The organism is Pseudosulfitobacter koreensis, from assembly GCF_024733015.1.
Lineage (GTDB): Bacteria > Pseudomonadota > Alphaproteobacteria > Rhodobacterales > Rhodobacteraceae > Pseudosulfitobacter > Pseudosulfitobacter koreensis.
In genome coordinates this window covers 1-22,878 of record NZ_JANKJG010000019.1, presented here as the reverse complement: position 1 = coordinate 22,878, position 22,878 = coordinate 1, and the positions used below count along the sequence as shown (strand labels likewise).

The following is a 22,878-nucleotide window of genomic DNA, read 5'->3' as shown; positions in this document are numbered from 1 at the left end:
TTACCTTTTTGCTACCCAGATTGACCGAGTCGGTTTTTTAGATAAGAATCGGGAAGCAGGAAAGATATGGTCAAATTGGCTCAGGGAGGAAACGTATGAATATTCTAAAGGCCGCCGCCGCGGCACTTGTTGTCGCGAGCCCCGCGTTCGCGGAATACCCGGAACGCGAGGTGCTCGGCGTTGTCATGTGGGGCGCCGGAGGTGCCACAGATACCGTCGCGCGCGCCGTAAATCCGGCTGCGGAAGAAGCGCTGGGCAAGCCCATTGTGGTTCTGAACAAATCTGGCGGCGCGGGCGCGATCTCGACGGCCTTCGTGAATACCGCTCCGGCTGACGGCTACACGTTTCTCTATGGCGCGGAAAATCCGCAACTTCACGGTGTAATGGGTGTGTCGGACATCGACTATGGCGACATGTATCCTATCAATATCCTCGGGCGCGGTGTGGCCGTGATCTCGGTTCCCGCGGAATCAAAGTACCAGACGCTTAGCGATCTGTTGGATGACATTGCGGCCAACCCGGGGGCCGTCAAAATGGGCTCCACTGGTCCCGGCGGCCTGCCTTCAACGATTGGCGCGCTGATCTCTAACGCCACAGATTTTGACGTCACCGCAATCCCTTTTGATGGTGAAGGTCCGGGCTTGACGGCTATGTTGGGCGGCGAAGTTGACTTCATGCCAACAGGTATCTCTGCCGCAGCCGAGCAGATCAAAGCGGGCAATATGCGTGCTCTTGCCGTCGTGAACCCAGCGCCAGTCGATACGTTGCCGGATGTGCCCGCCATCACAGATACTATCCCTGAAATGGGACCGTTCCTGCCTTGGGGGCCCTTCTACGGTGTCTTCGTTCGCGCGGACGTGCCGGATGACGTCAAGGCTACTCTGGCCGCAGCCTTCTCCACGGCCGCCACTAACGAGACCTTCCTTGAGCTTATGGCCAATCGCGGCAACGTGGTAATGAACATGAGTGGCCAAGAGGCCGTCGACTTCCTTGCCAAATGGCAGCAGGTCACCGTTTGGGCACTTCAGGATACTGGTGCGGCCAAGGTCAGCCCCGAAGAACTGGGCATCGTTCGTCCCTGATATAATAAGCCGACCCGCAGATATCCTGGCGGGTCGGCGAACCAAGGCCTTCTATGAAAACACCTGACTCACTTAGGCCCGGAGAGCAGTTCTTTGCGCTTCTCCTGGTCATATTCGCTGGCTATGCGTTTTGGGAATCCTATGGGATTTCCAAGTTCAGCGGGCTGACGACGGGTGGTATCATGCCCATGCTGGCCTCGGGCGTGATGGTAGTGACGGCTCTGGTGACCTTGAGCGAAACACTCCGCAAGCCCGGCACCGGCAGAGGCAGCATCCGGGACGTGATCGCCTATCTGTTTCCCGCCCGAGTCGTACTGTTTACAGTATTAGTGGTCGTCTATGTGGCGGTCATTCCCAGTGTCGGGTTCCTGCCTGCATCCGGGTGCCTGCTTTTTGTGTCAATCTGGGCACTTTGGCGCAGGGGGCCGGTTTGGTCACTCGCAATTTCGCTTCTGTCCATTGGTGTAATCTATCTTCTGTTTCGTGTCGTATTCAGCGTCGTCCTGCCCAGCGGGAGCCTCTGGCAATGATTGAAACGCTTGGCTATTTCGCAACATCCTGGATCGACCCCTACCTCTTGATGCTCACCGCGCTTGGCACCTTTGCGGGGATATACATCGGGGCAATACCCGGCCTGTCCGTTACCATGGCCGCATCGATCCTGATTTCATTTACTTTTAAGTGGGATGTGAACGAAGCGCTCGCGCTGATCGCGGGTGTCTATGTTGGCGGAGTGTATGGCGGTGCGCGGACCGCCATCCTGCTTAATATTCCAGGCGCGCCAAGTGCCATCGCCACGGCGATCGATGGCTACCCGCTGGCACAAAAAGGGCTCGCGGGGGAGGCTATTGGCCTGTCGACTGTGATGTCTGTGATGGGCGGCCTGATCGGTGTCTTCGCATTGGCCATCGCCGCGCCTTTGATTGCCGAGTTTGCGATCAAGTTCACCTCACGCGAATACATGCTGCTGGGCATCATCGGCATCCTTCTGGTCGGAACGCTGTCCGGGGAGAGCTTTGCCAAAGGCGCCTTTGCAGGTGCGCTTGGAGTCATGATAGGCATGATCGGTCTTGATCCAATGACGGCCGAGACACGCTTTACCTATGGCTCGATCAACCTCATGGGCGGTGTGCCTTTTGTGGTCGCAATGATCGGGTTCTTTGGTGTGGCCGAGGCGCTGTCGCAGCTCGAGCATATCTCGACCCCGCCTATCAAACAGAAAGTCGCGCGGATCATACCCGCTTGGTCCGATGTCCGTCGCTATCTGGGGCTGGGCCTGAAGTCATCGATGCTGGGCACAGCGATCGGCGCACTTCCGGGCACAGGCGGAGATATAGCAGCTTTGTTGGCCTACGATCAGGCCAAACGCAGCACGAAGAATCCGGAGGTGCCCTTTGGCGAAGGCGCTAAGGAAGGGCTCATTGCGCCTGAGACAGCAAACAACGCGGCAGTCGGTGGCGCCTTCGTCCCGATGCTGACACTTGGTATTCCCGGGGACGCCGTGACCGCCATCATCATCGGTGCGCTCTATATCCACGGACTCAAGCCCGGACCGCTTCTGCTGACGGACACTCCACATCTGTTCTGGTTCATCGTTGGCAATCTAACACTGGCGAACATTTTTTTGCTGGTTTTCGGCCTGACGGGCATTCGCATTTTCACCAAGGTCGTGGAATGCCCGCGGGCCATCCTGATCCCTTTGATCGTTATACTGTCCGCTGTCGGTGCCTATGCCATTCAGAACAATCCCGCTCATATCACCTGGGTGCTGGCATTTGGTGTCATCGGCTATTTCCTCAAGCGCTACGGGTTTCAGGTGGGACCCATTATTCTTGGGGTCATACTGGGTCCGATGATTGATTCGAATTACCGTCGTGCGATGATCGGGGCTCAAGAGAACGTGTGGACGTTTCTGTACGATTTGATCAGCCACCCAATCTCGTTCGTCCTGTCCGGTGCCCTTTTTTTCATGTTGATCACTCAGCTGCCTTTCGTAAAACGTCACCGCCGACGGCCTCGCCCGTAGGCAACGCTTGCAGAATGGCACAACGGGATTGCTGGCATTGCGCATTCGGTCAGTCCCAGTTGAAGAGATCACAGCCGAAAAAATGAATGGCCGCAGTGACGCCCCGGACTATAGGCTCCGGAGATTTCGTTGAGCAGCGGCTTTTGGCTGGTCGCTACGCGGAGCGCATCACCTGCGGCTGGCCAGCCATTTGTCCAGATCACGTTGTGCGGCATCGAGGATCTCGATGTTGATCGTGCGCGTGAACAGGGCGCGGTTCAAGGCGCGCACGCGTTTGTTCAGAGCCAGATCCTCGTCCAGTTCGGACACCACCCCCAGCTTTTCATAAAGCGAAAGTAGCCGGTTTTGCACAGTCCTGAGCGACATGCTCCGCCGCTCCGCGATCAGCTTGTCCTGAAGACCCAAGGCCAGATCTATGAGAACTGCAAATTCGCTGTCTTCGATGCGCGTGCGCGGTGAGGTTTGGCTTTTCTGCAGACGCTGGATTTCGCGGTCCACCATGATTTGCCCCTCGATCAGTACGGCGCGCAGAGCCAGTTTAAGCCGTTCGCGTGACGCGGTTTTTAGAATGTAGCCATAAGCGCTGTCCTCGGGCACGATTTGCGCAATGCCGCGCAGATAGGCCTCGTCGGCGTAGTTCGACCAGAACAGGATCCGGGTCTGGGGCCTTTCTGACCAGATCGCGCGCGCCGCTTCGATGCCGTTGCGTCGGTTCATCTGCAGGTCCATGACGATGGCTTCAATTGCGCCGCGCCGGGCCTCGTCCTCGCCTGCCTCTCCGTCGGAGGACTGGATGATCTCAGTCATCTCGGGCAATGCCTCCACCAGCGCATCCTGAAGATAGGCGCCGTGAAACTGGTCGTCTTCAACCACAAGAACCTTCATGGGCGACTTTCCAGCATGACGCGCACAGCGCACCCGTGTTCGTTTAGGATGTCCATTTCGGCTGAAATCAGACGGGCCCGTGTGCGCATATGCGCAAGTCCCGAGCTTCGGTCGACGTCGTCCGGGATGCCGCGCCCGTCGTCGCTGACCGTCATGACAAGCCCGTATTGGGCGACGGGTTCGATCGCCACCCTGATACGTCGCGCGCCGGAGTGACGGGCGGCATTGTTGATCGCCTCCTGCGCGATACGGAAAAGGGCCGTGCGGGTCGTGGGGTCAAGCCGGTCAGGCGCGCCGTCAGTCAGGTCGGTCACTTCGACCTCGACCGGATCAGGTCCGACCGCGCGTTCAAGGTGAACCCGGACGGCGTGGACGAAACCGAAGAGTTCCAGCAGGGTAGGCACCGCCGTGTCGATGATTTGCCGCAAGTCCCCGATGGTGTCCGAAATTCGCCTCGACAGGCCATCGCGCGAGAGTGGCGTGGTGCCTGTGACCTCGCGCAGTAGTCGTGTCAGGTCGGCGAGCGTCTGGTCATGCAGGTCCATGCCGATGCGCTGTCGTTCCTGCTCGAGGGTCTGGGTCAGTTCCAGCGCACCGCGCCGCAACCCCTCTTCGCGCCGTTTCGCTTCCTGCCCGACTGCGGTCGCGCGCTGCGCCTGTTCGGCGGTGTGCATGGCGTGAAAATAGGGCGACAGGACATCCGCGATATGCTGGGCGCGCTGCACTGTTTCCAGCGTATAGAGACTGGGCGTCGCGTGCGAGATGTTCAGCGTTCCGATGGATTGTCCCATGACCTTCATCAGCACATGCACGCGCGAGCGCAGCCCATGATTGAAGATCGGCTCCGAGCAGGCGTCCCGGAACGTCTGACGGGGGTCCTGCATCGCGTCGCTGCACAGCATGAAATCGCATTTTCCGGTGATCAGGTCGCGGATCGGTGACGCGTCAATCCGCGTGCGTGCCCGCGACCAACGCGTCTGGATGCCGACCTCGTAGCTGGCCATCCAGCCGGGCCGGTCATAAAGGCACAGATCGGCGTGCGAGAACGGGATGACCTCGGCAATCTCGTCCGCGACAGCCTCCAGCGCCGAGGCGATGTCGGTGCGTTCAGCCAGATGCGTCGAGATGCGCAGGAATACGTCGCCCTTAGCCGGGTCTGGTTGCGCGTGGTGCATGGTCTCCTCCCGTCGCGCTGTGCGCGTCCCCGCAACTGTGGCCTTCAAAAGAGCGAAAGGGAACACCCATGGCCGCAAACTGGTTGCGGGAACCCGCAACACCTCTGCGGCGCCGCGCCTTTACAGATCGGCAATGCCCGGCACATCATTCCGGCATCTCGGTCCTTGCCGGACCGGGTTTCAGCGCAGGATCAATGCGCGACAGGGAGGAATATTATGACGATTTCAAAAATGCTGCTGGGGGCGGCAAGCCTTGCCTTGGTTGCTGGCGTGGCGCAAGCCAATTCTCATATGGCTGAGACATCCGACAAGCGCATCGCGCTTTCGAACAATTACGCGGGCAACTCGTGGCGGCAGGCGATGCTGCAAACATTCAAGGAAACCGGGGAGGAAGCGGTTTCCGACGGAATGGTTGCGGCTGCAGATGCCTATACGACGTCCGAAAATCAGGCGACTGAGCAAGCGGCACAGATCCAGAACATGATCCTTCAGGGCTATGATGCAATCGTGCTGAACGCCGCGTCACCCACAGCATTGAATGGCGCGGTCAAGGAGGCCTGCGACGCGGGCGTGACGGTGGTCAGCTTTGACGGTATCGTGACCGAGCCCTGTGCCTGGCGGATTGCGGTGGACTTTGCAGCGATGGGCAAAGAGCAAGTCGATTATCTGGCGACGCGCCTTCCAGAAGGCGGCAATCTGCTGGAAATCCGTGGTCTCGCGGGCGTGTTCGTGGATGACGAGATATCCAAGGGCATCCACGAAGGCGTGGCGGAGAATGACCAGTTTGAAATCGTGGGATCAGTCCATGGTGACTGGGCGCAGGACGTGGCGCAAAAGGCTGTGGCCGGTATCTTGCCGTCGCTGCCGCAGGTCGTCGGAGTGGTGACGCAGGGCGGTGACGGCTATGGCACTGCGCAGGCCTTCAAGGCGGCGGGGCGCGATACGCCGCTGATCGTACTGGGCAACCGTCAGGACGAATTGCAATGGTGGGCCGACCAGCGGGACGCAAGCGACTACGAGACCCTGTCGCTGTCGATTGCGCCGGGCGTTGCCTCGCTTGCATTCTGGGTGGCCCAGCAGATCCTGGCGGGCGAGGACGTGCCCAAGGATCTGACCGTGCCGTTCCTGAAGATCACGCAAGACAGTCTGGACGACGCGCTGGCCAGCACGCCAGAAGGGTCTGTCGCCAACGTGAGCTATGCATTGGACGACGCCAAGCAGGTCATCGCGGACGCGAAGTGATACTTTCCCTGGGCCGCCTTGCAGGGCGGCCCGTTTTCTCATTCCAAACATGGAGCGCTCATGTCCGATCATGAGAACGCCTTGATCGTGACGCTCGATCAGGCGGCCAAGCATTTTGGTCGGTTGCGCGCGCTTGATGGCGTCAGCCTGTCAGTCGCAGCCGGCGATTGCATCGGGCTTGTCGGCCATAACGGTGCGGGCAAGTCGACGCTGGTGAACCTGATCAACGGCGGGCTTGCGCCATCGTCGGGCACCATCGTGTTTTCGGGAGGCGATACGGCACATGTGGCCGGTGTGCGGTCGGTGTTTCAGGAACTGTCGCTCTGCCCCAATCTGACGGTCGCCGAGAACCTGAAGATTTCGCACAGCGCCTTGAAAGGGCCGGGCTGGCGGCGGTCGGCGCGTGCCGAGATCCGCGCAAGCCTTGACGAGATATTTCCCGACCACGGCATCTCTGCCGATGCCCAGGTCGACATGCTGTCGATCGCACAGCGCCAGATGGTCGAGATCGCGATCGGTTTCGCGCCGCGCGGCACACAGGCGCGTCTGGTCATTCTGGACGAGCCCACGTCCTCGCTGGACGAGGGCATCGCGGGTCAACTGCTGGCGCATATCCGGCGGTTCTGCGCGTCGGGTGGTGCAGTGGTGTTCATTTCGCACATGCTGGGTGAAATCTTCAAAGTGGCAAGCCGCATCATCGTTTTGAAAGACGGCAGGATCGTCGACGAGCGTGCGTCCGGCGCGTTCACCCGTCAGGGGCTGGTCGATGTGATGGGGCACGTCGCGCCCGAATCCGCGCAAGTCGCCGGGGCCAGAAGCGATCCTGGATCCGAAATCCTGCGCACGGCGCAAGGTCTCGCTGCGCGCAAAGGCGAGATTGTCGGGCTGTCGGGGCTGGCGGGGCATGGGCAGGCCGAAGCGCTGGCGCATCTCTACCTGTCGCGCTCGTCGGCCTGGAGGCCCCGTAAATCGCCCGAGGTGGTCTTTGTCGCGGGCGACAGGCCGCGCGACGGTGTGCTGCCGCTGTGGTCTATCCTGTGCAACATCTCAATTTCGGTGCTGCAACAGACCGCACGGCGCGGACTGGTGAACCGGCAGGCCGAAACCGCGATTGCGGCAGAGTGGAAGAGCCGTATCGGCGTGCGCACCGACGATGTGAGGAACCCGATCCTGTCGCTGTCGGGCGGCAACCAGCAAAAGGTGCTATTCGCCCGTGCATTGGCGTCGCAGGCACCCCTGGTCATCATGGACGACCCCATGCGCGGCGTTGACGTGGGTACCAAGCAGGACGTCTATGCCATGATCCGCGCCGAAGCTGCGAATGGGCGCACGTTCCTGTGGTACTCGACCGAAACCGAGGAGGTTTGCCAGTGCGATAGGGTGTTTGTCTTTCGCAATCATGAGATCAGCGCCGAGCTGACTGGTGTCGATATTTCCGAGGAAAAGATCCTTGAGGCGTCGTTTGCAATGCAGGAGGCATCATGAATTTTCTCGCCCGCCACAGGATCATCCTCCCCGTGGTGTCGCTGGCCGTTCTGCTGGCCGCGACGTTTTACATGCAGCCCCGCACCATGAGCTATTTCGGGCTGAACCTGCTGTTCAATCTGGCCGTGCCGATCGCGCTGGCGACGGTGGCGCAGATGATGATCATCATGGTCAACGACATCGACCTGTCGCTCGGCGCATTCGTCAGTCTGGCGGCCTGCGTGACGGCCACCTTTGTCAATGACACGCCGGTGCTGGGCCTTTTGATCCTGCTGGCGCTTGTGCTGTCCTATGCAGCCTTGGGTGCGCTGATACATGCGCTGGAGCTTCCTGCCATCGTGGTGACGCTGGGCATGTCGTTCGTGTGGGGCGGACTGGCGCTGTTCATTCTGCCCTCACCGGGGGGCCAAAGTCCCGAGTGGCTGCGAGCCCTTATGACGGTCAAGCCGCCGTTTGCCCCGATGGCGGTGGTCGCCGCGGTGATCATATCCGTGGTGACCCATCTGCTGATCGTCCGTTCCGGCATCGGCACGGTGCTGCGCGGTGTCGGCGGCAACGCGCGCTCGGTTGCGCGTGCGGGCTGGTCGGTGATTTGGCTCAAGGCACTGGCCTATGGTCTGGCGGGACTGTTCGGCGTGCTGGCGGGCATGGCGCTGGTGGGGCTTGCGACCTCTGCCGATGCCAACATCGCCCTGCGGTACACCCTGCTGTCGATTGCGGGGGTGATCCTTGGCGGGGGCGAGTTTACCGGCGGCAAGGTCAGCCCCACGGGCGCCGTGATCGGTGCGCTGACCCTGACCCTGGCTGCGTCGTTCCTGTCGTTCATGCGGCTGTCGCCGGACTGGCAGATCGGGGCGCAGGGTGCGATCCTGATCCTTGTCCTGACGGCGCGCCTAATCTTCAGCCGCAAGGGGGCCGCGACATGACCCCGCTGAACCTGCTCGCAAAACCGTGGATCTGGTCATGGCTCGCGGCTTCTGCGGCCTTTGGTCTGACCCTCGGGCTGACATCAGGCCGGGGCGCGGGAGAGCTTGCCTATGCCGCGCTGTCATTCGGGGCCTTTGCGGCGATTGTGGGTCTGGGGCAGATGCTGGTGATTACCCTCGGTCCAGGCAATGTCGATCTGTCGATCCCGGCGACTATGACGCTGGCGGCGACACTGGCGCTGAAGGCGATGAGTTCGAATCCGGGCACGGCGTTTCTGGGGCTGGGCATTGCGCTTGGCGTAGGGGTGGCGGCAGGGCTTGCCAACTATGCGCTGATCTTTCTGTTGCGCCTTCCGCCGATCATCGCGACGCTGGCGGCCTCGCTGGTCTATCAGTCCTTCGCGATCTGGTCGAACCGGGGTCTGCGGATCAAGCCCCCTGCGGGACTGGCCGATTTCGCGACGGGACGGTTTCTGGGCTTGCCGAACGTGGCATGGGTGGGGCTCGCGCTGGCCATCGTCGTCTGGGTGGTGCTGGAGCGGACGGTCTGGGGCCGGATGTTGCTGGCCACTGGGCAGAACCTGCGCGTCGCGCGGCTTGCCGGAGTGCCGGTCGAGCTGGTGCGTGCCACGACATACGTGTTGGTCGCGGTCTTTGCATCGCTTGCGGGCTACCTGCTGGCCAGCTTTTCCGGCGGTGCCGCGCTGAACATGGGGGCGGAGTATCTGCTGATGTCCATCGCCGTGGTCGTCATCGGTGGCACCTCGATTGCAGGCGGCAACTCCAACGTGCCGGGTGTCTGGGGTGCCGCATTGTTCATGTTTCTGGTGGTCTCGATGCTGAACAGCTATGGCGCGGGGGCAGGTGTGCGCAACGTGCTGACAGGGACCATCATCATCGCCATTGTCATCGCCGCCAGCACAAGGAGGGTCCGCGCATGAAGCCTATGCCGCCGCATCTGGAAATCCACGACAACCGCTTTGCCGCATTGGTTCACCCCGTATCGACGCTGGACGTGATTGCGGAAGGTTTCACATGGACCGAAGGGCCGGTCTGGTTTGGCGATCACCACTGTCTGCTGTTCTCGGACATTCCCAGTCAGCGCATCATGCGCTGGTCCGAAGCCACTGGGCTTTCAGTATTTCGCAGCGATTCCGGTTTCAACAACGGCAACACAAGGGACGGGCAGGGGCGGCTTGTGGGGTGCCGTCATGGAGCGCGGGACGTGGTGCGAACCGAAGTGGATGGATCGCTGAGCGTTCTTGCGAACAGTTTTCAGGGCAAGAGGTTGAATTCGCCCAACGATGTCGTGGTCAGTTCGGACGGGGCGGTATGGTTCACCGATCCAACCTATGGAATCATATCGAACTTCGAAGGATACCGCAGCACGCCGGAGCAATTGGCGCGCAATGTCTTTCGCCTGTCTGCCGATGGAACGCTGAGCGCGGTTGTGAGCGATTTCGTCCAGCCCAACGGCTTGTGTTTCTCACCCGATGAGAGGACGCTCTACATCGCAGAAAGTGGGTCGAGCCACGACACGTCCGTTCCGGCCGTCATTCGCCAGTTCGCGGTCGAGGGCGATGGTCTGCGCGACATGGGCGTATTTGCAGAAATCGACAGAGGTCTGCCCGACGGAATGCGCTGCGACGTTATGGGAAACCTTTGGTCTTCGGCCGCGGACGGGGTGCATTGCTTTGACCAAAAGGGCGTGCTTCTGGGCAAGATCCTGGTGCCGCAAGTCGTGTCGAACCTGTGTTTTGGCGGGCGTGACGGCCACAGGATGTTCATCACGGCAACCACTTGTGTCTACCGGGTTTTCGTGGATGTGCGTGGACTGTAATTTCCGATGTGCTTTTCACTGTTAGCGCACGAGTCGTCGAAATTCGAACTGCGGCGTCAGTTGCTGAGTTTGAAAAGCAGGTCGATCAGGACTGACTGCTCCCTGCCGTCGAGCTTGCCAATCAAAACTTCATCCTGATCTTCAACGTCTTTGCGGATTTGCAACATGCGGTGACGGCCAAGGTCGGTCAGCATAAGATTGATCTGACGGTGATCGCTCTCCGCGATCAGCCTGTGAACCAGACCATCCGACACCATTCGATCCACGAGTTTGCTCAGCGTGGGAGGGTTTATCAGCACGGCTTTTGCAAGCGCGCCCATAGTTAGATGATTTTCGGTATCAAGACATTCCATGATGCGCCAAGCTTCCAGTTGCACACCGTGCTTTTTCAGGCGCGCCTTGATGGACGTGTCCACGGACCGGTGCGCCGTTGCCAAAGCGTATGAAATATAACCATCAAGTGCTTTATTTTGCATGCTCTTATGCCCTCGATATATCTTTGGACTTAATTTTAGTTGACTTGGAAAATAATTTCAATTGCAATCGTCCGGCAGGCCTGACCAGGTTTTGCGGGGATGAATGTTCAATGACCATGATGCAGAAGGAAAATCCGCTACCGATGGAGCTTTCCGATCTGGAGAGCGGTCGTTGGCCGGGCCGGTCAGAATGTTTTCGCGTGGCCCTTACCATTCCGCTTAACGGCTCTGCGGGGATTTGGGCGCCCTCTTGTATATCCAGCGCGCAGGTGGCGGTGTCCGAGCTGAACAAGCGCAACGGGATAAACGGGCGCAAGGTGCAGTTGATCATGATCAACGCCGCGGTCGAGGCCGAAGAGCCGATCGAGGAGATCGTCAACGACCTGATCGAGCTGGGTGCCATCGACGCGATCGTGGGCATGCACATCAGTGCGATCCGGCAGCGGCTGTCAAAGGTCGTGCGCCAGCGTATCCCCTATATCTACACGCCGCTCTACGAGGGCGGAGAGACGACGGCGGGCCTGTTTGCCATAGGCGAAACGCCGGCGGAACAGCTGGGGCCGGCGCTGTCGTGGCTGCAAAAGATCTATCGCCCGCGCAAATGGGCGCTGATCGGCAACGATTATGTGTGGCCGCGCAGTTCGAATTACTATGCCAAAAATTGCCTGCGCACCATCGGGCTGGAGCCTGTGATGGAGACCTATGTTCCGTTCGGAACGGGCAATATGTCGGGGCTGGTGGAACGGCTGGAGGCATCTGGTGCAGATGCCGTGCTGGTGTCGCTGGTGGGGCAGGACGCGGTCAATTTCAACCGTGCGTTTGGCCGACAGGGGCTGCAACGCAAGATGCTGCGGCTGTCCTGCGCGATGGAGGAGAACGGCCTACTGGCCTGCGGGACAGGCAACCTGGAGCGGCTGTTTTCGGTCTCGTCCTATTTCGGTGCGGTCGCCACGGACGCGAATGCCGCGTTCAAGGAACGCTATCACACGTTGCACGGCGACGCGGCGCCGGCGCTGAATGCCCTGGGGCAATCGACCTATGAGGGCATGCATTACCTGTCGGCGCTGTTGCGTGATTTCGGGGATGTCTGGCGCATGAAGTCCACCCGTGACAATCTCTCGGTCATCCACGAAAGCGGGCGCAGCCCTGGCGGCAATCCAAGCGGCGCGCGGCCTCCGGTTTACCTTGCCCGTGCGGATGGCGTTCAGTTCTGCGACTTCAAGCTGCTGTAAATACTGACAAATCCATATTTGCTTTCCTTTTCAAACAATTTAGTTGAAATGGAAATTAACTGGACTTACCGTGATTCCCAATGACGCGCTTGGCCCTGTTGAATGGCCGACCAGAGGGGGAATGTCGTGTACTGGGTTTTGGGACTTGTGATTTTCGCCTTGGTGCTGGCTGTCGGCATCTGGTTTCTGCAACGCTTTTACACAAAGGCCACGCTGGAAAGTGCCATCGTGCGCACCGGCATGGGCGGGCGCCGGGTCATGGAGGACGGCGGGTGTTTTGCACTGCCCATCGTGCATCATGTCCAGCGGGTTTCGATGCAGACCGCTGCCGTCAAGGTGGCGCGCACGGGCAAGGATGCGGTGCTGACCGCCGACCAGATGCGCGCAGATGTGGTAATGGAATTCGAGGTGCGCGTCGCCCCCGATGCCAAGAGCATCGCAACGGCGGCACAGTCGCTGGGGCACCGCATCGCCAGAAGCGGGGACGCGATGGCCGAGGTGTTGTCGGGCTCGCTTGCGAATGCCGTGCAGAGTGCCGCGGCCGAACGCGATCTGGGGGACATCCACATAAACCGCGCGGCCTTTACCAATGACGTCAGCGTCATGGTGCAGGAACACGCGGAACGGCTGGGATTGTCCCTTGTGTCGGCCTCGCTGGTTTCGGTGGACCAAAGCGACTTTTCCCAGCGTGATGAAAACAACGCGTTCAACGCCCGTGGCATGCGGCGGCTGGCCGAACTGGTGGCCGAGGAGCGCAAGGCCCGCATCGCCGTCGAGACCAGTGCAGAAGTTGCGGTGCGCGAGCATCTGTTGTCGCAGCACCAGCGCCAGATCGAGCTGAAACGGGCAGAGCGCGAAGCCGATATCAATCAGCAGGAATACCTTGCCCGGCTCGAAGCGGCATCTGAAAGCCGCTCGGCGCAGGCCCGTTCCGAGGCCCGCCGCGAGTCTGAAGCGGTGCGCATCGCGCAGGAGCGCGAAACCAAGGCGGCGCAGGTCGCCAACGACGAGGCGTTGCGCAAGGTCGAGATGCAGGCCCTTCTGGAACTGGAAGAGGCCAAGATCGCGCATGACATCCGGCTGATCCAGGCCCGCGCCAAGGAGGCGAAGGCCAAGGTCGAGGAACAGGAGGCCCGCGCCCAGGTGATCCTTGCGACCGAAGAGGTGCAATCGCAAAAGGATCGCGCGGTGACCATCCGCGAGCGCGAACTGGCCAAGATCAAGCAGGACTGCGATATCGAGCTGGAAGAGGCCCGGTTGAAGAGCGACGTCAACAGCCTGCTGGCCCGCGCACGAGCTGAAGCCTCGGCCAAGTCTGCCAATGCCGATGCGGAAAAGAGCGTGATGGAGGCAGAGGCCGCAGGACGCACCGCGCTCAACCTTGCCGAGAATACGCTGAGCGACGCCGTGATCCGTATGCGCATCGAGGAACGCAAGCTCGACCGGATGCCCGAGATCATGACTCAGATGATGAAGCCGGTGGAAAAGATCGAGTCCATCCGCATCAACCAGATTAGCGGGATGGGCAACGCGGGCGAGGGGGGCGGCAGCGGCGTCGACAGCGCCTTTGGCGCGGCGATGGACCAGATACTTGGAATGGCCGTGCGTCTGCCTGCGATGAAGCAGATGGGTGAAGAGATCGGACTGGATTTCGACGCGCATGTAGCCGGACGCACCGCAGATTACGCCAACCGGCTCAAGGGCAAGGACGACCCGGAGCCCAAGGCCAAAGACTGACCGAAACGACCCTGCATTTGAACTGAAACCAATAAACGGAGGACAAAACATGTCTCTGAACAGGAGAGAATTCCTTGGCCGCAGCGCCGCACTGACCACCGCCAGCCTTTTGCCATATGCGGCTTACGCCGCCGACACGATCAAGCTGGGCTCGGTGCTCGACACCTCGGGGATCTTCGATGCCTATGGCAAGCCGATGGATCAGGCGATGCGCCTGGCGCTCAAGCAGATCAACGACACCGGCGGGCTGCTGGACCGCCAGGTTGAACTGATGGCCTATGACACACAGTCCGACATGGCGCTTTATTCGCAGTACGCCCAGCAACTGACGCGTCAGGACCAAGTCGATGTCGTGCACGGCGGCATCCTGTCCGCCTCGCGCGAGGCGATCCGCCAGACCATGCGCAAGTCGAACACGCTCTATTTCTACAACGTGCAATACGAAGGCGGCGTTTGCGACCGAAACATCTTTGTCACAGGTGTGACGCCGGCGCAGCAGGTTGCCGTGCTTGTGCCCTATGCGATGAAGAAATCCGGTCCGAAGGTGCACATCCTTGCTGCCGACTACAACTATGGGCAGATCACCGCGCGCTGGATCAAAAAGTTCGTCGAGGACAATGGCGGCGAAGTGGTGGGCACCGATTTCTTCCCGCTCGACGTCTCTGACTTTGGCTCGACGATCACCAAGATCCAGCAGACGGCTCCCGATTTGGTCGTAGCACCGCTGGTCGGCGGGGCGCATCTGTCGTTCTTCCGCCAGTGGGCCGCGGCGGGCATGAAAGACCGCATTCCGCTGGCATCCACCACGATGGGCGTCGGCAACGAACACAAGGTCCTGACCCCCGAAGAGGGCAACGGCATCATGGTCGCCTACAACTATTCGCAAGAGCTGGATACCGAGGCAAACAGGGTGTTCAAGGACAAGTGGCAGGCCGAATACGGCGATACGACCGCGATCCACGAGCTTGCCGTGTCCACCTATCAGGGCATTCTGCTGTGGGCCGAAGGGGTGCGTCAGGCCGGAAGCGTCGAACACGACGCGGTGGTCGAGGCGCTGGAAACCGGGATTTCCATCGACGGACCGGCGGGCAAGGTCACGCTGGACCCGCAGACCCACCATGCCACGCTGGATGTGCACATCATGGAGTTCGAAGATCAGGGAATGACCGTGATCGAGACCCTGCAGCAGATCGCGCCGGTGGACACGCAGGCGGTTTGCAACCTGCAGGAAAACCCTGACGACAACCAGCAGTACGAAATCCAGATCTAAGCTGGATTTCCCATTGGCGGGGCGGTTTTTGGGCCGCCCCGCATATTTCTGAACAGGCGGCCACTATGGACCTTAGCTTCGTTATCCTTGTTGAAGTGCTCTACGCGGTTGCCTCGCTGGTGTTGATCAGCGCCGGACTGGCCGTGGTGTTCGGCATGATGAAGGTGATCAACCTTGCCCATGGCGAATTCATGATGATGGGCGGCTATGCGACGATTACGGCCGCCAATCTGGGCATAAACGTCTTTGTCGCGATGCTGGTGATCGCGCCGCTTGTGGTCGGTCTGATCGGGCTGGTGGTCGAACGGCTGGTGATACGGCACCTCTACGGGCGGCTGGTCGATACGATGCTTGCGACATGGGGCCTGAGCCTGATGTTCATCGGGCTTGCCACGATGATCTTCGGCAATACGACCACCGGGATTTCCACGCCGATCACCGGGTTCACGGTCGGTGACTACCAGATCAACGGGTACAACTTTTTCATCATTGTCGTCTCTGTCGTGCTGGTTCTGTGCATGCTGGCGGTGCTGAAGGGCACCCGCGCCGGGCTGATCGCGCGCGGCACCATGCAGCGTTCGGACATGGCGGCGGCGCTGGGATACAGCCCCGACCGTATCTATATGGCGACGTTCTTCTGCGGTTCGGCCCTGTCGGGGCTTGCAGGGGCGGTGCTGGCGCCGCTGGTCGGCCTGGTGCCCACATCGGGCGGCGCCTATATCGCCAAGGCGTTCATAACCGTGATCGCAGGGGGGCCATCGCTGATCGCGGGGCTGGTCAGCTCCGCGACCTCCTTCGGTCTTGTCAGCCAGATATTCACTTTCACCATCTCACCCGTGATCGGCGAGGTCGTCTTGCTGGTGGCCGCCGTAATCGTGCTGCGCCTGATGCCCCAAGGGATCACCGGACGCTTTTTCCGGGGCAAGCTGTGATGCGGGGGACGGGCGGGCGCGATGTGCTGATCACGCTGGTGGTCGCGGCACTGTTGATCTGGATCATGCCGACGATGATCGCGACCTACACGCTGACGGTTCTGGTGATCTACGGGATGCTGGGCCTCAGCCTGGGATTGATCTGGGGGTTCGGCGGCATCCTGTGCTTTGGGCAGGCGGCATTCTTTGGCCTCGGGGCCTATACCTATGCCATTGCCGCGATCAACATCGGTGAAAGCACGGTGCCGATGATCCTGGCGGTTCTGGTGCCCGCGCTGTTTGCGGCCATCCTGGGGGCGATCATGTTCTACGGTCGGCTGATGGATGTCTACCTGGGGGTGATCACGCTGGTCGTGACGCTGATCCTGTTCAAGTTCGTGAACACCACCGCCGGGCCGCAATACGTCATCGGCAAGGCTCGGATCGGTGGCTACAACGGAATTCCGGGGTTCCAGACCCTGAACGTGCCGGGCGATCCCGGTGCCTATATCTGGGGCGATCCGTTCTATTACGTCTGCGCGGTGGCGCTGGTGATCGTTTTTCTGCTGGTGACCTGGCTGCTGCGGTCCTCGTTCGGGCGCATCGCGGTTGGCATTCGCGAAAACGAGGTGCGGATGGCGCTGCTGGGCTATGACGTGGCGGCGCGCAAGACGGTTCTTTTCACCATCGGTGCCGCAATCGCAGGGCTGTCCGGCGCGCTGTTCGCGAATTGGAGCGAGATCGTCACACCCTCGCTGTTCTCGCTGAGCCAGTCTGCCGAGATCATCATCTGGTGTATCGTGGGCGGTCTGGGCACGCGGCTTGGACCCATCCTGGGGGCGGCGGGGCTTGCCTATCTCAAGTTCATGCTGGGCCAGCAAAGCATGATCGACAACACCCTGATCACCGGCCTGATACTGGTTCTTTTTGTGCTTTTCCTGCCGCGCGGGCTGGTGCCTGCGGTCGCGACGCTCTGGGGACGCATCGTCGTCGGCACGCGCAGGCGTACCCAGCCGCGCACCATGCGGAGGACGCGTCATGGCTGAAACCGTTCTGGAGACCCACGGCCTGACCATGCGTTTCGGCGGTGTCACGGCAAGTGACAACGTCAATTTCAAGCTCAAGGCGCGCGAACTGCGCTGTCTGATCGGCCCCAACGGTGCCGGCAAATCGACGTTCTTCAAATGCGTGACCGGCCTGCTGACCCCGTCGGAGGGGCATGTCTATATGCGCGGTCAGGATGTGACCGGATGGCAGCCGCACCAGATCGCGTCGCTTGGCGTGGGCATCAAGACGCAGACGCCGAACGTGATGGACGCGCTGAGCGTACACGAAAACATCTGGCTGGCAGCACGCAGGTTCAACGACCGCGCAGAGGCCAGCGCCCGCGCCGACGACATCATCGACCGGCTGGCGCTTGGCCCCATTGCGCGCACCGATCTGGGCCAGCTGGCCCACGGTGAACGGCAGCGGGTCGAACTGGGGCTGGTCGCGGTGGCCGATCCCTGGCTGGTGCTGCTGGACGAACCCGCCGCCGGCATGAGCGCGGATGACGTCGCGCGAATGACGCAGATCATCCACGACATGACCCGCACCGCCGCGGTGGTGATCGTCGAACATGACATGCAGTTCATCCGCTCTGTCGCGGAAACGGTGACCGTGTTCCATCAGGGCGCGGTGCTGATGGAGGACCACGTGGACAAGGTGATGTCTGACGCGACGGTGCGCGCCGTCTACCTGGGAAAGAAGGCCTGAAATGGATCAAGACCGCGATATCCTGTTGTCCGTCAAGGGGCTTTCGGGTGGCTATGGGCGGGTGCCGATCCTTCACGGCATCGACCTGCAGGTTGCACGAGACGAGGTCGTCGGCGTGCTGGGCCACAACGGCATGGGCAAGACGACGCTGCTGAAGACATTGATGGGGTTTCTGCCCGCCAGTGCGGGCCAGGTGCGCTATGACCAGCGCGACATCACGCATCTGCCCACCCATGCGCGCGGGCAGGCGGGGCTGGGATACGTGCCGCAGGGCAGGGGCATATTTCCGCAACTGACCGTGCGCGACAACCTGCGGTTTGCCTGGCATGATTACGGATCGGGCAACGAGGCCGAGGTGATGGAAGCCGTGCTTGCCGATTTCCCGCGTCTTGCCCGGCTGCTGGATCGCGAAGGCGGCGCGCTGTCTGGGGGTGAACAGCAGCTGCTGGCGCTTGCGCGGTGCCTGATGGGCTCGCCCGAGTTTCTGCTGCTGGACGAGCCGACCGAGGGCATCCAGCCCTCGATCATCGAAGAGATGGCCGAGACCCTGCTGCTGCTGCGCAAGAAGCGCGGGCTTTCGATCCTGCTGGTGGAACAGAACTTTGATTTCATCGCCGACCTGTCCGACCGGGTGCTGGTGCTCGAGCGTGGCAGGATCACCGGGCATTTGAGCCAGAGCGATCTGGCGGACCAGTCCAAGGTCGATCAGTTCCTGGGCTTTGGTGCCGCCAGAGGCACACGGCAGACCGCAGCCTCCGGTCAGGCGCAACAGCCGACCCCGCCGCCGCACAGGCCGAGCTTTCCGCCCTCCGTGGCGGCCCCTGCACCATCGCCACGCCCTCAACCCCATATACCAACGGTGAACGCCATCACGATCAAACGCCCCACACTGTCGCAGATGCGCACGATGGCCGACCGCTTTGGCATGAGCCTGTCGGACCAGGATCTGACCGAATACACCCAGATCATCGAACCCTACATGCAGGCCTATGACAGGCTTGACGCGATGCCCGATAACCTGCCCGAAGTGCGCTATCCGCGCAGTCCCGGCTATTTCCCCAGCCAGACGGAAAACCCGATGAACGCCTGGTACGTAAAGACCGAGGTGCGCGGCGCGCCCGACGGGAAGCTGCGCGGCAAGCGTATCGTGCTGAAAGACACCGTTTGCCTTGCCGGGGTGCCGATGATGAACGGGTCGTCGATCATGGAAGGGTACACGCCCGAGATCGACGCCACCATCGTGACCCGGATGCTGGACGCCGGTGCGATCATCGCGGGCAAGTCGCATTGCGAGAACTTCTGCCTCTCCGGCGGCTCTCACACCAACGCCAAGGGGCCGGTGCACAACCCGTGGAAGCGCGGCTATATGGCGGGCGGATCGTCCAGCGGATCGGCTGCATTGGTCGCCAGCGACGACGTCGACATGGCCATCGCCGGGGATCAGGGCGGCTCAATCCGCATTCCCGCATCGAATTGCGGCGTCTATGGCATGAAACCCACGCACGGTCTGGTGCCCTATACCGGTGCCATGGGGGTCGAGCAGACGATCGACCACCTTGGCCCGATCACCAAGACCGTGGCGGACAACGCGCTGCTGCTGGAAGTGCTGGCAGGCGAAGACGGGCTGGACCCGCGACAGTACAAGCCCACGGTCTACAGCTATACCGAGGCGCTGGGGCGCGGTGTCGCCGGGATGCGCATCGGCATCCTGAAAGAGGGCTTTGGCCATTCCAATTCGGAAACCGATGTGGATCAAAAGGTATTGGCCGCTGCCGAGCGTTTCCGCGAGCTGCGCGCGCGCGTCGAGGAGGTCTCGGTGCCCGAGCATCACACCGCGATGGACGCCTGGACCGCCATCACGCTGGAAGGGTTGCAGGACGGCATGATGTGGGGCAATTCTACCGGCACCAACTACCGCGGGCTGTTTTTGCCCTCGATGACGGATCATATGGCGCAGTGGCGACACCGCGCCGACGAGCTGAGCCATTCGCTGAAGGCCTGCATGTTTGTCGGAGAGCATTTCCAGCACCAGTACCGGGGCCGGTTCTATGGCAAGGCGCAGAACATCATGCGCCGGGTGAATGCGCAGTATCATGCAGCACTCAGGCAATATGACTTGTTGCTGATGCCGACCCTGCCGATCAAGCCGCAGGAACACCCCCCCGCCGACTGTTCTCTCAGCCTCTATGTGCAGCGCGCGTTCGAGATGGTGCCCAACACCGCACCCTTCAACGGCGGCCTGCCCGCGATGAGCATCCCGTGCGGGCTGAGCGAGGGGTTGCCCATCGGTCTGATGCTGGTCGGCCCGAACTATGGCGAGATGAAGATCTACCAAGCAGCCCACGCATTCGAGCAATCGGGCGATTGGCGCAACATGTAAGGAGGCACTGCCATGACGATCCTGAATGAGAGCATCGCGGACCGGATACAGAACTTCGGCCTTGCCACGGTTACAGGCCAGGTGGCCGATCTGTCCCCCCAGGATGGAAAGTCGTTTGTTCAGGGTCCGACCCAGCCCGCGCTGGCCTTCGCCACCATCCCGCAGCTTTTGCGCGATGCGGTGTCGCGCTACGGGCCGCGCGATGCGCTGATCTTTCCCGATGCGCGTCTCAGCTACTACGATCTGGACCGGGCCGTGGATTCGCTGGCCACCGGTCTGCTGGCGCTGGGGCTGGCCAAGGGCGACAGGCTGGGCATCTGGTCCCCGAACCGGCTGGAATGGGTGCTGACGCAGTTCGCGACCGCGCGGATCGGTGTCGTACTGGTCAACATCAACCCCGCCTACCGACTGTCCGAGCTGGAATATGCGCTGAACAAGGTCGGGTGCAAGGCGCTGGTGCTGGCGCAGTCGTTCAAGAGCTCTGACTACATCGGGATGATCCGCACATTGGCCCCCGAACTCGACACCGCGCAGCGCGGCAAGCTGCACGCGGCACGGCTTCCGCATCTGCGGCACGTCATCGTGATGGGTGCCGCGGCGGAGGAAACCGGCATCTGGTCCTTCGACGAGGTCAGTACTCTGGGCGGTCCCGCCCAGCAATTGCGCCTGCCGCAGATTGATGCCGCGTTGCAGCCCGACGACGCAATAAACATCCAGTTCACGTCCGGCACCACGGGCCGGCCCAAGGGCGCCACGCTGTCGCATTACAACATCGTCAACAATGCCCGTTTCGTGACCGACAGGATCAGGCTGACGGACACTGACCGGCTGGCGATCCCGGTGCCGCTCTATCACTGCTTTGGCATGGTGATGGGCGTGCTGGGCGCGGTCAGCAAGGGGGCGGCCATGGTCTTTCCCGGCGAGGCGTTCGACGCCGCAACCACGCTTGATGCGGTTGCGCGCGAACGGTGCACCGCGCTTTACGGGGTGCCCACGATGTTCGTCGCCATGCTGCAGGATCTGGAGGCCAGGCCAAGGGACCTTGCATCGCTGCGCACGGGGGTGATGGCGGGTGCGCCCTGTCCCGTCGACGTGATGAAGAAGGTCAACGACCTGATGCACATGTCCCAGGTCACCATATGCTACGGCATGACCGAAACCGCGCCGGTCTCGTTCCAGAGCTTTGTCGATGACACGATAGACCGGCGCTGCGCGACCGTGGGGCGTGTGCACCCGCATCTGCAAGTCAAGGTGGTGGACGAGGCGGGCCAGATCGTGCCCGTCGGCACCCAGGGCGAGCTGTGCACACGGGGCTATTCGGTAATGAAAGGCTATTGGGACGAACCGGCGCTGACCGCCGAGGCGATACAGGACGGCTGGATGCGCACCGGCGATCTGGCCACGCTGGACGAGATGGGGTTTTGCAGCATCACGGGGCGGGTCAAGGATATGATCATCCGCGGCGGCGAAAACATCTATCCGCGCGAGGTCGAGGAGTTTCTGTTCAGTCATCCGCAGGTGCGCGAGGTTCAGGTGTTCGGCGTGCCCGATGCCCGCCTGGGCGAAGAGGTCTGCGCCTGGGTTGTGGCTGCGGCAGGGGCGGAACTGGACGAGGCGGCCTTGCGCACATTCTGCCAGGGACAGATCGCCCACTTCAAGATCCCGCGGCACTTTCGGATCGTGGATGAGATACCGATGACGATCACGGGCAAGCCGCAGAAGTTTGTGATGCGCGACATGATGATAAAGGAACTGGAGCGTCAGGTGTGAAGCGGCCTCGACTGGTGGGATGCCGTTCGTGTCCACTTACACCAAGGGCGGAGGGACTAAGCCGCTCCGCGGCATTGGTGCCTGATAGCGACGTCGGCGCACACTTCATGGTTTTTCTTTGTGGCAGGCCCTTCTGGGCTGACGATTGGGGTCTTTCCCACCGTCAGACAGGAGGTTCCCATGAAGGAGGAGAAGACCACCCCGCTGCGCCAGCGGATGATCGAAGACATGGATATTCGCGGGCTGTGCGAGAAGACGCAAAAAGCGCACATCCGGAATGTCAAGCATTTCGCGTCATTCCTCGGGCGGCCGCCCGACACAGCCACCCCTGAAGATCTGCGCGCCTATCAACTCAAGATGACACAGGACGGCGTTTCGGCCAGCACCTTCAACGTGCGCGTCATTTCCCTGCGGTTCTTTTTCGGCATCACCTGTGGCCGCGATGAGATGAAGCGCTTCATGCAGTTTCATCGCAAGCCGCGCAAATTGCCGATCGTGTTAAGCGTCGAGGAGGTGGCTGATTTGATGGCTGCCGTGCCCGGTCCCGGGCTCAAGTATTGGGCGGCTCTTGGCATCAGTTACGGTGCCGGGCTGCGTGCATCCGAAGTCTGCAACCTGAAGGTCAAGGATATCGACAGCGACCGCATGCTGATCCATGTCGATGATGGCAAGGGCGGTCGGGATCG

20 protein-coding genes are annotated in these 22,878 nt (G+C 61.3%); 17 read left to right on the top strand and 3 right to left on the bottom strand.

Annotated features, from left to right (window positions below):
* The first annotated feature begins 95 nt into the window (after positions 1 to 95).
* From NTA49_RS17025 to NTA49_RS17015, 3 genes are read left to right on the top strand one after another with little or no spacing between them, the layout of a single operon-like run.
* Positions 96 to 1,082: a tripartite tricarboxylate transporter substrate binding protein gene (locus tag NTA49_RS17025; RefSeq protein WP_258296013.1), complete on the top strand. Its 987-nt coding sequence runs from the start codon at positions 96 to 98 to the stop codon at positions 1,080 to 1,082.
* Between the two features lie 53 nt (positions 1,083 to 1,135).
* A complete protein-coding gene (locus NTA49_RS17020; protein ID WP_258296012.1) occupies positions 1,136 to 1,612 on the top strand; it encodes a tripartite tricarboxylate transporter TctB family protein in 477 nt (158 codons plus the stop codon).
* Entirely contained in the window at positions 1,609 to 3,108 is a 1,500-nt protein-coding gene (locus NTA49_RS17015) for a tripartite tricarboxylate transporter permease (protein ID WP_258296011.1), read from the top strand. The genes NTA49_RS17020 and NTA49_RS17015 overlap by 4 nt, the downstream gene beginning before the upstream one ends.
* A gap of 168 nt (positions 3,109 to 3,276) precedes the next feature.
* On the opposite strand, the gene NTA49_RS17010 is transcribed toward NTA49_RS17015, so the two are convergent.
* Entirely contained in the window at positions 3,277 to 3,993 is a 717-nt protein-coding gene (locus NTA49_RS17010; protein WP_258296010.1) for a response regulator, read from the bottom strand.
* Positions 3,990 to 5,168 (bottom strand): sensor histidine kinase, encoded by a 1,179-nt coding sequence (locus NTA49_RS17005; RefSeq protein ID WP_258296009.1) that lies wholly within the window; start codon positions 5,166 to 5,168, stop codon positions 3,990 to 3,992. The genes NTA49_RS17010 and NTA49_RS17005 overlap by 4 nt, the downstream gene beginning before the upstream one ends.
* 216 nt (positions 5,169 to 5,384) lie before the next feature.
* Here NTA49_RS17005 and NTA49_RS17000 point away from each other — a divergent pair, with 216 nt between their 5' ends.
* Genes NTA49_RS17000 through NTA49_RS16980 form a run of 5 tightly spaced genes read left to right on the top strand, consistent with a single transcriptional unit; the run spans position 5,385 to position 10,661 of the window.
* Positions 5,385 to 6,410 carry an ABC transporter substrate-binding protein gene (locus tag NTA49_RS17000; RefSeq protein WP_258296008.1) on the top strand — a complete coding sequence of 342 codons (1,026 nt, stop codon included), beginning with the start codon at positions 5,385 to 5,387 and terminating at the stop codon, positions 6,408 to 6,410.
* A gap of 60 nt (positions 6,411 to 6,470) precedes the next feature.
* Entirely contained in the window at positions 6,471 to 7,895 is a 1,425-nt protein-coding gene (locus NTA49_RS16995) for an ATP-binding cassette domain-containing protein (protein ID WP_258296007.1), read from the top strand.
* The gene (locus NTA49_RS16990; RefSeq protein WP_258296006.1) at positions 7,892 to 8,821 is read left to right on the top strand and encodes an ABC transporter permease; all 930 of its coding nucleotides are present in this window, start codon (positions 7,892 to 7,894) and stop codon (positions 8,819 to 8,821) included. The genes NTA49_RS16995 and NTA49_RS16990 overlap by 4 nt, the downstream gene beginning before the upstream one ends.
* On the top strand, positions 8,818 to 9,762 hold the full coding sequence (locus NTA49_RS16985; protein ID WP_258296005.1) for an ABC transporter permease: 945 nt from the start codon (positions 8,818 to 8,820) through the stop codon (positions 9,760 to 9,762). The genes NTA49_RS16990 and NTA49_RS16985 overlap by 4 nt, the downstream gene beginning before the upstream one ends.
* Positions 9,759 to 10,661, top strand: a complete 903-nt coding sequence (locus tag NTA49_RS16980; RefSeq protein WP_258296004.1) for an SMP-30/gluconolactonase/LRE family protein — start codon at positions 9,759 to 9,761, stop codon at positions 10,659 to 10,661. The genes NTA49_RS16985 and NTA49_RS16980 overlap by 4 nt, the downstream gene beginning before the upstream one ends.
* A gap of 56 nt (positions 10,662 to 10,717) precedes the next feature.
* On the opposite strand, the gene NTA49_RS16975 is transcribed toward NTA49_RS16980, so the two are convergent.
* On the bottom strand, positions 10,718 to 11,137 hold the full coding sequence (locus NTA49_RS16975; protein ID WP_258296003.1) for a MarR family winged helix-turn-helix transcriptional regulator: 420 nt from the start codon (positions 11,135 to 11,137) through the stop codon (positions 10,718 to 10,720).
* 110 nt (positions 11,138 to 11,247) lie between these two features.
* Between NTA49_RS16975 and NTA49_RS16970 the strand changes: the two genes are divergently transcribed.
* The 9 genes from NTA49_RS16970 to NTA49_RS16930 all read left to right on the top strand — a co-directional run.
* Complete coding sequence (locus NTA49_RS16970; protein ID WP_258296002.1) at positions 11,248 to 12,369, top strand: substrate-binding domain-containing protein; 1,122 nt, start codon at positions 11,248 to 11,250, stop codon at positions 12,367 to 12,369.
* A 126-nt stretch (positions 12,370 to 12,495) separates the two neighbouring features.
* A complete protein-coding gene (locus tag NTA49_RS16965) occupies positions 12,496 to 14,106 on the top strand; it encodes a flotillin family protein (protein ID WP_258296001.1) in 1,611 nt (536 codons plus the stop codon).
* Positions 14,107 to 14,155: 49 nt separating this feature from the next.
* The gene (locus tag NTA49_RS16960; RefSeq protein WP_258296000.1) at positions 14,156 to 15,376 is read left to right on the top strand and encodes an urea ABC transporter substrate-binding protein; all 1,221 of its coding nucleotides are present in this window, start codon (positions 14,156 to 14,158) and stop codon (positions 15,374 to 15,376) included.
* A gap of 65 nt (positions 15,377 to 15,441) precedes the next feature.
* A complete protein-coding gene (locus NTA49_RS16955; RefSeq protein ID WP_258295999.1) occupies positions 15,442 to 16,308 on the top strand; it encodes a branched-chain amino acid ABC transporter permease in 867 nt (288 codons plus the stop codon).
* The gene (locus NTA49_RS16950; RefSeq protein WP_258295998.1) at positions 16,308 to 17,333 is read left to right on the top strand and encodes a branched-chain amino acid ABC transporter permease; all 1,026 of its coding nucleotides are present in this window, start codon (positions 16,308 to 16,310) and stop codon (positions 17,331 to 17,333) included. Before NTA49_RS16955 ends, NTA49_RS16950 begins: the two co-directional genes overlap by 1 nt.
* Positions 17,326 to 18,042, top strand: coding sequence for an ABC transporter ATP-binding protein (locus NTA49_RS16945; protein WP_258295997.1), 717 nt, complete (start codon positions 17,326 to 17,328; stop codon positions 18,040 to 18,042). Before NTA49_RS16950 ends, NTA49_RS16945 begins: the two co-directional genes overlap by 8 nt.
* A gap of 1 nt (position 18,043) precedes the next feature.
* A complete protein-coding gene (locus tag NTA49_RS16940) occupies positions 18,044 to 20,422 on the top strand; it encodes an amidase (RefSeq protein ID WP_258295996.1) in 2,379 nt (792 codons plus the stop codon).
* A gap of 12 nt (positions 20,423 to 20,434) precedes the next feature.
* The gene (locus tag NTA49_RS16935) at positions 20,435 to 22,192 is read left to right on the top strand and encodes an AMP-binding protein (RefSeq protein ID WP_258295995.1); all 1,758 of its coding nucleotides are present in this window, start codon (positions 20,435 to 20,437) and stop codon (positions 22,190 to 22,192) included.
* A gap of 180 nt (positions 22,193 to 22,372) precedes the next feature.
* A partial coding sequence (locus NTA49_RS16930; protein WP_258295994.1) for a tyrosine-type recombinase/integrase occupies positions 22,373 to 22,878 on the top strand: 506 nt, incomplete at its 3' end.

Excerpts from the sequence above, each read along its gene's own strand:
- NTA49_RS16955 (WP_258295999.1), top strand. The coding sequence starts at position 15,442 with ATGGACCTTAGCTTCGTTATCCTTGTTGAAGTGCTCTACGCGGTTGCC.
- NTA49_RS16950 (WP_258295998.1), top strand. The coding sequence starts at position 16,308 with ATGCGGGGGACGGGCGGGCGCGATGTGCTGATCACGCTGGTGGTCGCG.
- NTA49_RS16985 (WP_258296005.1), top strand. The coding sequence starts at position 8,818 with ATGACCCCGCTGAACCTGCTCGCAAAACCGTGGATCTGGTCATGGCTC.
- NTA49_RS16945 (WP_258295997.1), top strand. The coding sequence starts at position 17,326 with ATGGCTGAAACCGTTCTGGAGACCCACGGCCTGACCATGCGTTTCGGC.
- NTA49_RS17000 (WP_258296008.1), top strand. The coding sequence starts at position 5,385 with ATGACGATTTCAAAAATGCTGCTGGGGGCGGCAAGCCTTGCCTTGGTT.
- NTA49_RS17025 (WP_258296013.1), top strand. The coding sequence starts at position 96 with ATGAATATTCTAAAGGCCGCCGCCGCGGCACTTGTTGTCGCGAGCCCC.
- NTA49_RS16940 (WP_258295996.1), top strand. The coding sequence starts at position 18,044 with ATGGATCAAGACCGCGATATCCTGTTGTCCGTCAAGGGGCTTTCGGGT.
- NTA49_RS16960 (WP_258296000.1), top strand. The coding sequence starts at position 14,156 with ATGTCTCTGAACAGGAGAGAATTCCTTGGCCGCAGCGCCGCACTGACC.
- NTA49_RS16975 (WP_258296003.1), bottom strand. The coding sequence starts at position 11,137 with ATGCAAAATAAAGCACTTGATGGTTATATTTCATACGCTTTGGCAACG.
- NTA49_RS16995 (WP_258296007.1), top strand. The coding sequence starts at position 6,471 with ATGTCCGATCATGAGAACGCCTTGATCGTGACGCTCGATCAGGCGGCC.
- NTA49_RS16990 (WP_258296006.1), top strand. The coding sequence starts at position 7,892 with ATGAATTTTCTCGCCCGCCACAGGATCATCCTCCCCGTGGTGTCGCTG.
- NTA49_RS16935 (WP_258295995.1), top strand. The coding sequence starts at position 20,435 with ATGACGATCCTGAATGAGAGCATCGCGGACCGGATACAGAACTTCGGC.
- NTA49_RS17015 (WP_258296011.1), top strand. The coding sequence starts at position 1,609 with ATGATTGAAACGCTTGGCTATTTCGCAACATCCTGGATCGACCCCTAC.
- NTA49_RS16980 (WP_258296004.1), top strand. The coding sequence starts at position 9,759 with ATGAAGCCTATGCCGCCGCATCTGGAAATCCACGACAACCGCTTTGCC.
- NTA49_RS16970 (WP_258296002.1), top strand. The coding sequence starts at position 11,248 with ATGACCATGATGCAGAAGGAAAATCCGCTACCGATGGAGCTTTCCGAT.
- NTA49_RS17005 (WP_258296009.1), bottom strand. The coding sequence starts at position 5,168 with ATGCACCACGCGCAACCAGACCCGGCTAAGGGCGACGTATTCCTGCGC.
- NTA49_RS17010 (WP_258296010.1), bottom strand. The coding sequence starts at position 3,993 with ATGAAGGTTCTTGTGGTTGAAGACGACCAGTTTCACGGCGCCTATCTT.
- NTA49_RS17020 (WP_258296012.1), top strand. The coding sequence starts at position 1,136 with ATGAAAACACCTGACTCACTTAGGCCCGGAGAGCAGTTCTTTGCGCTT.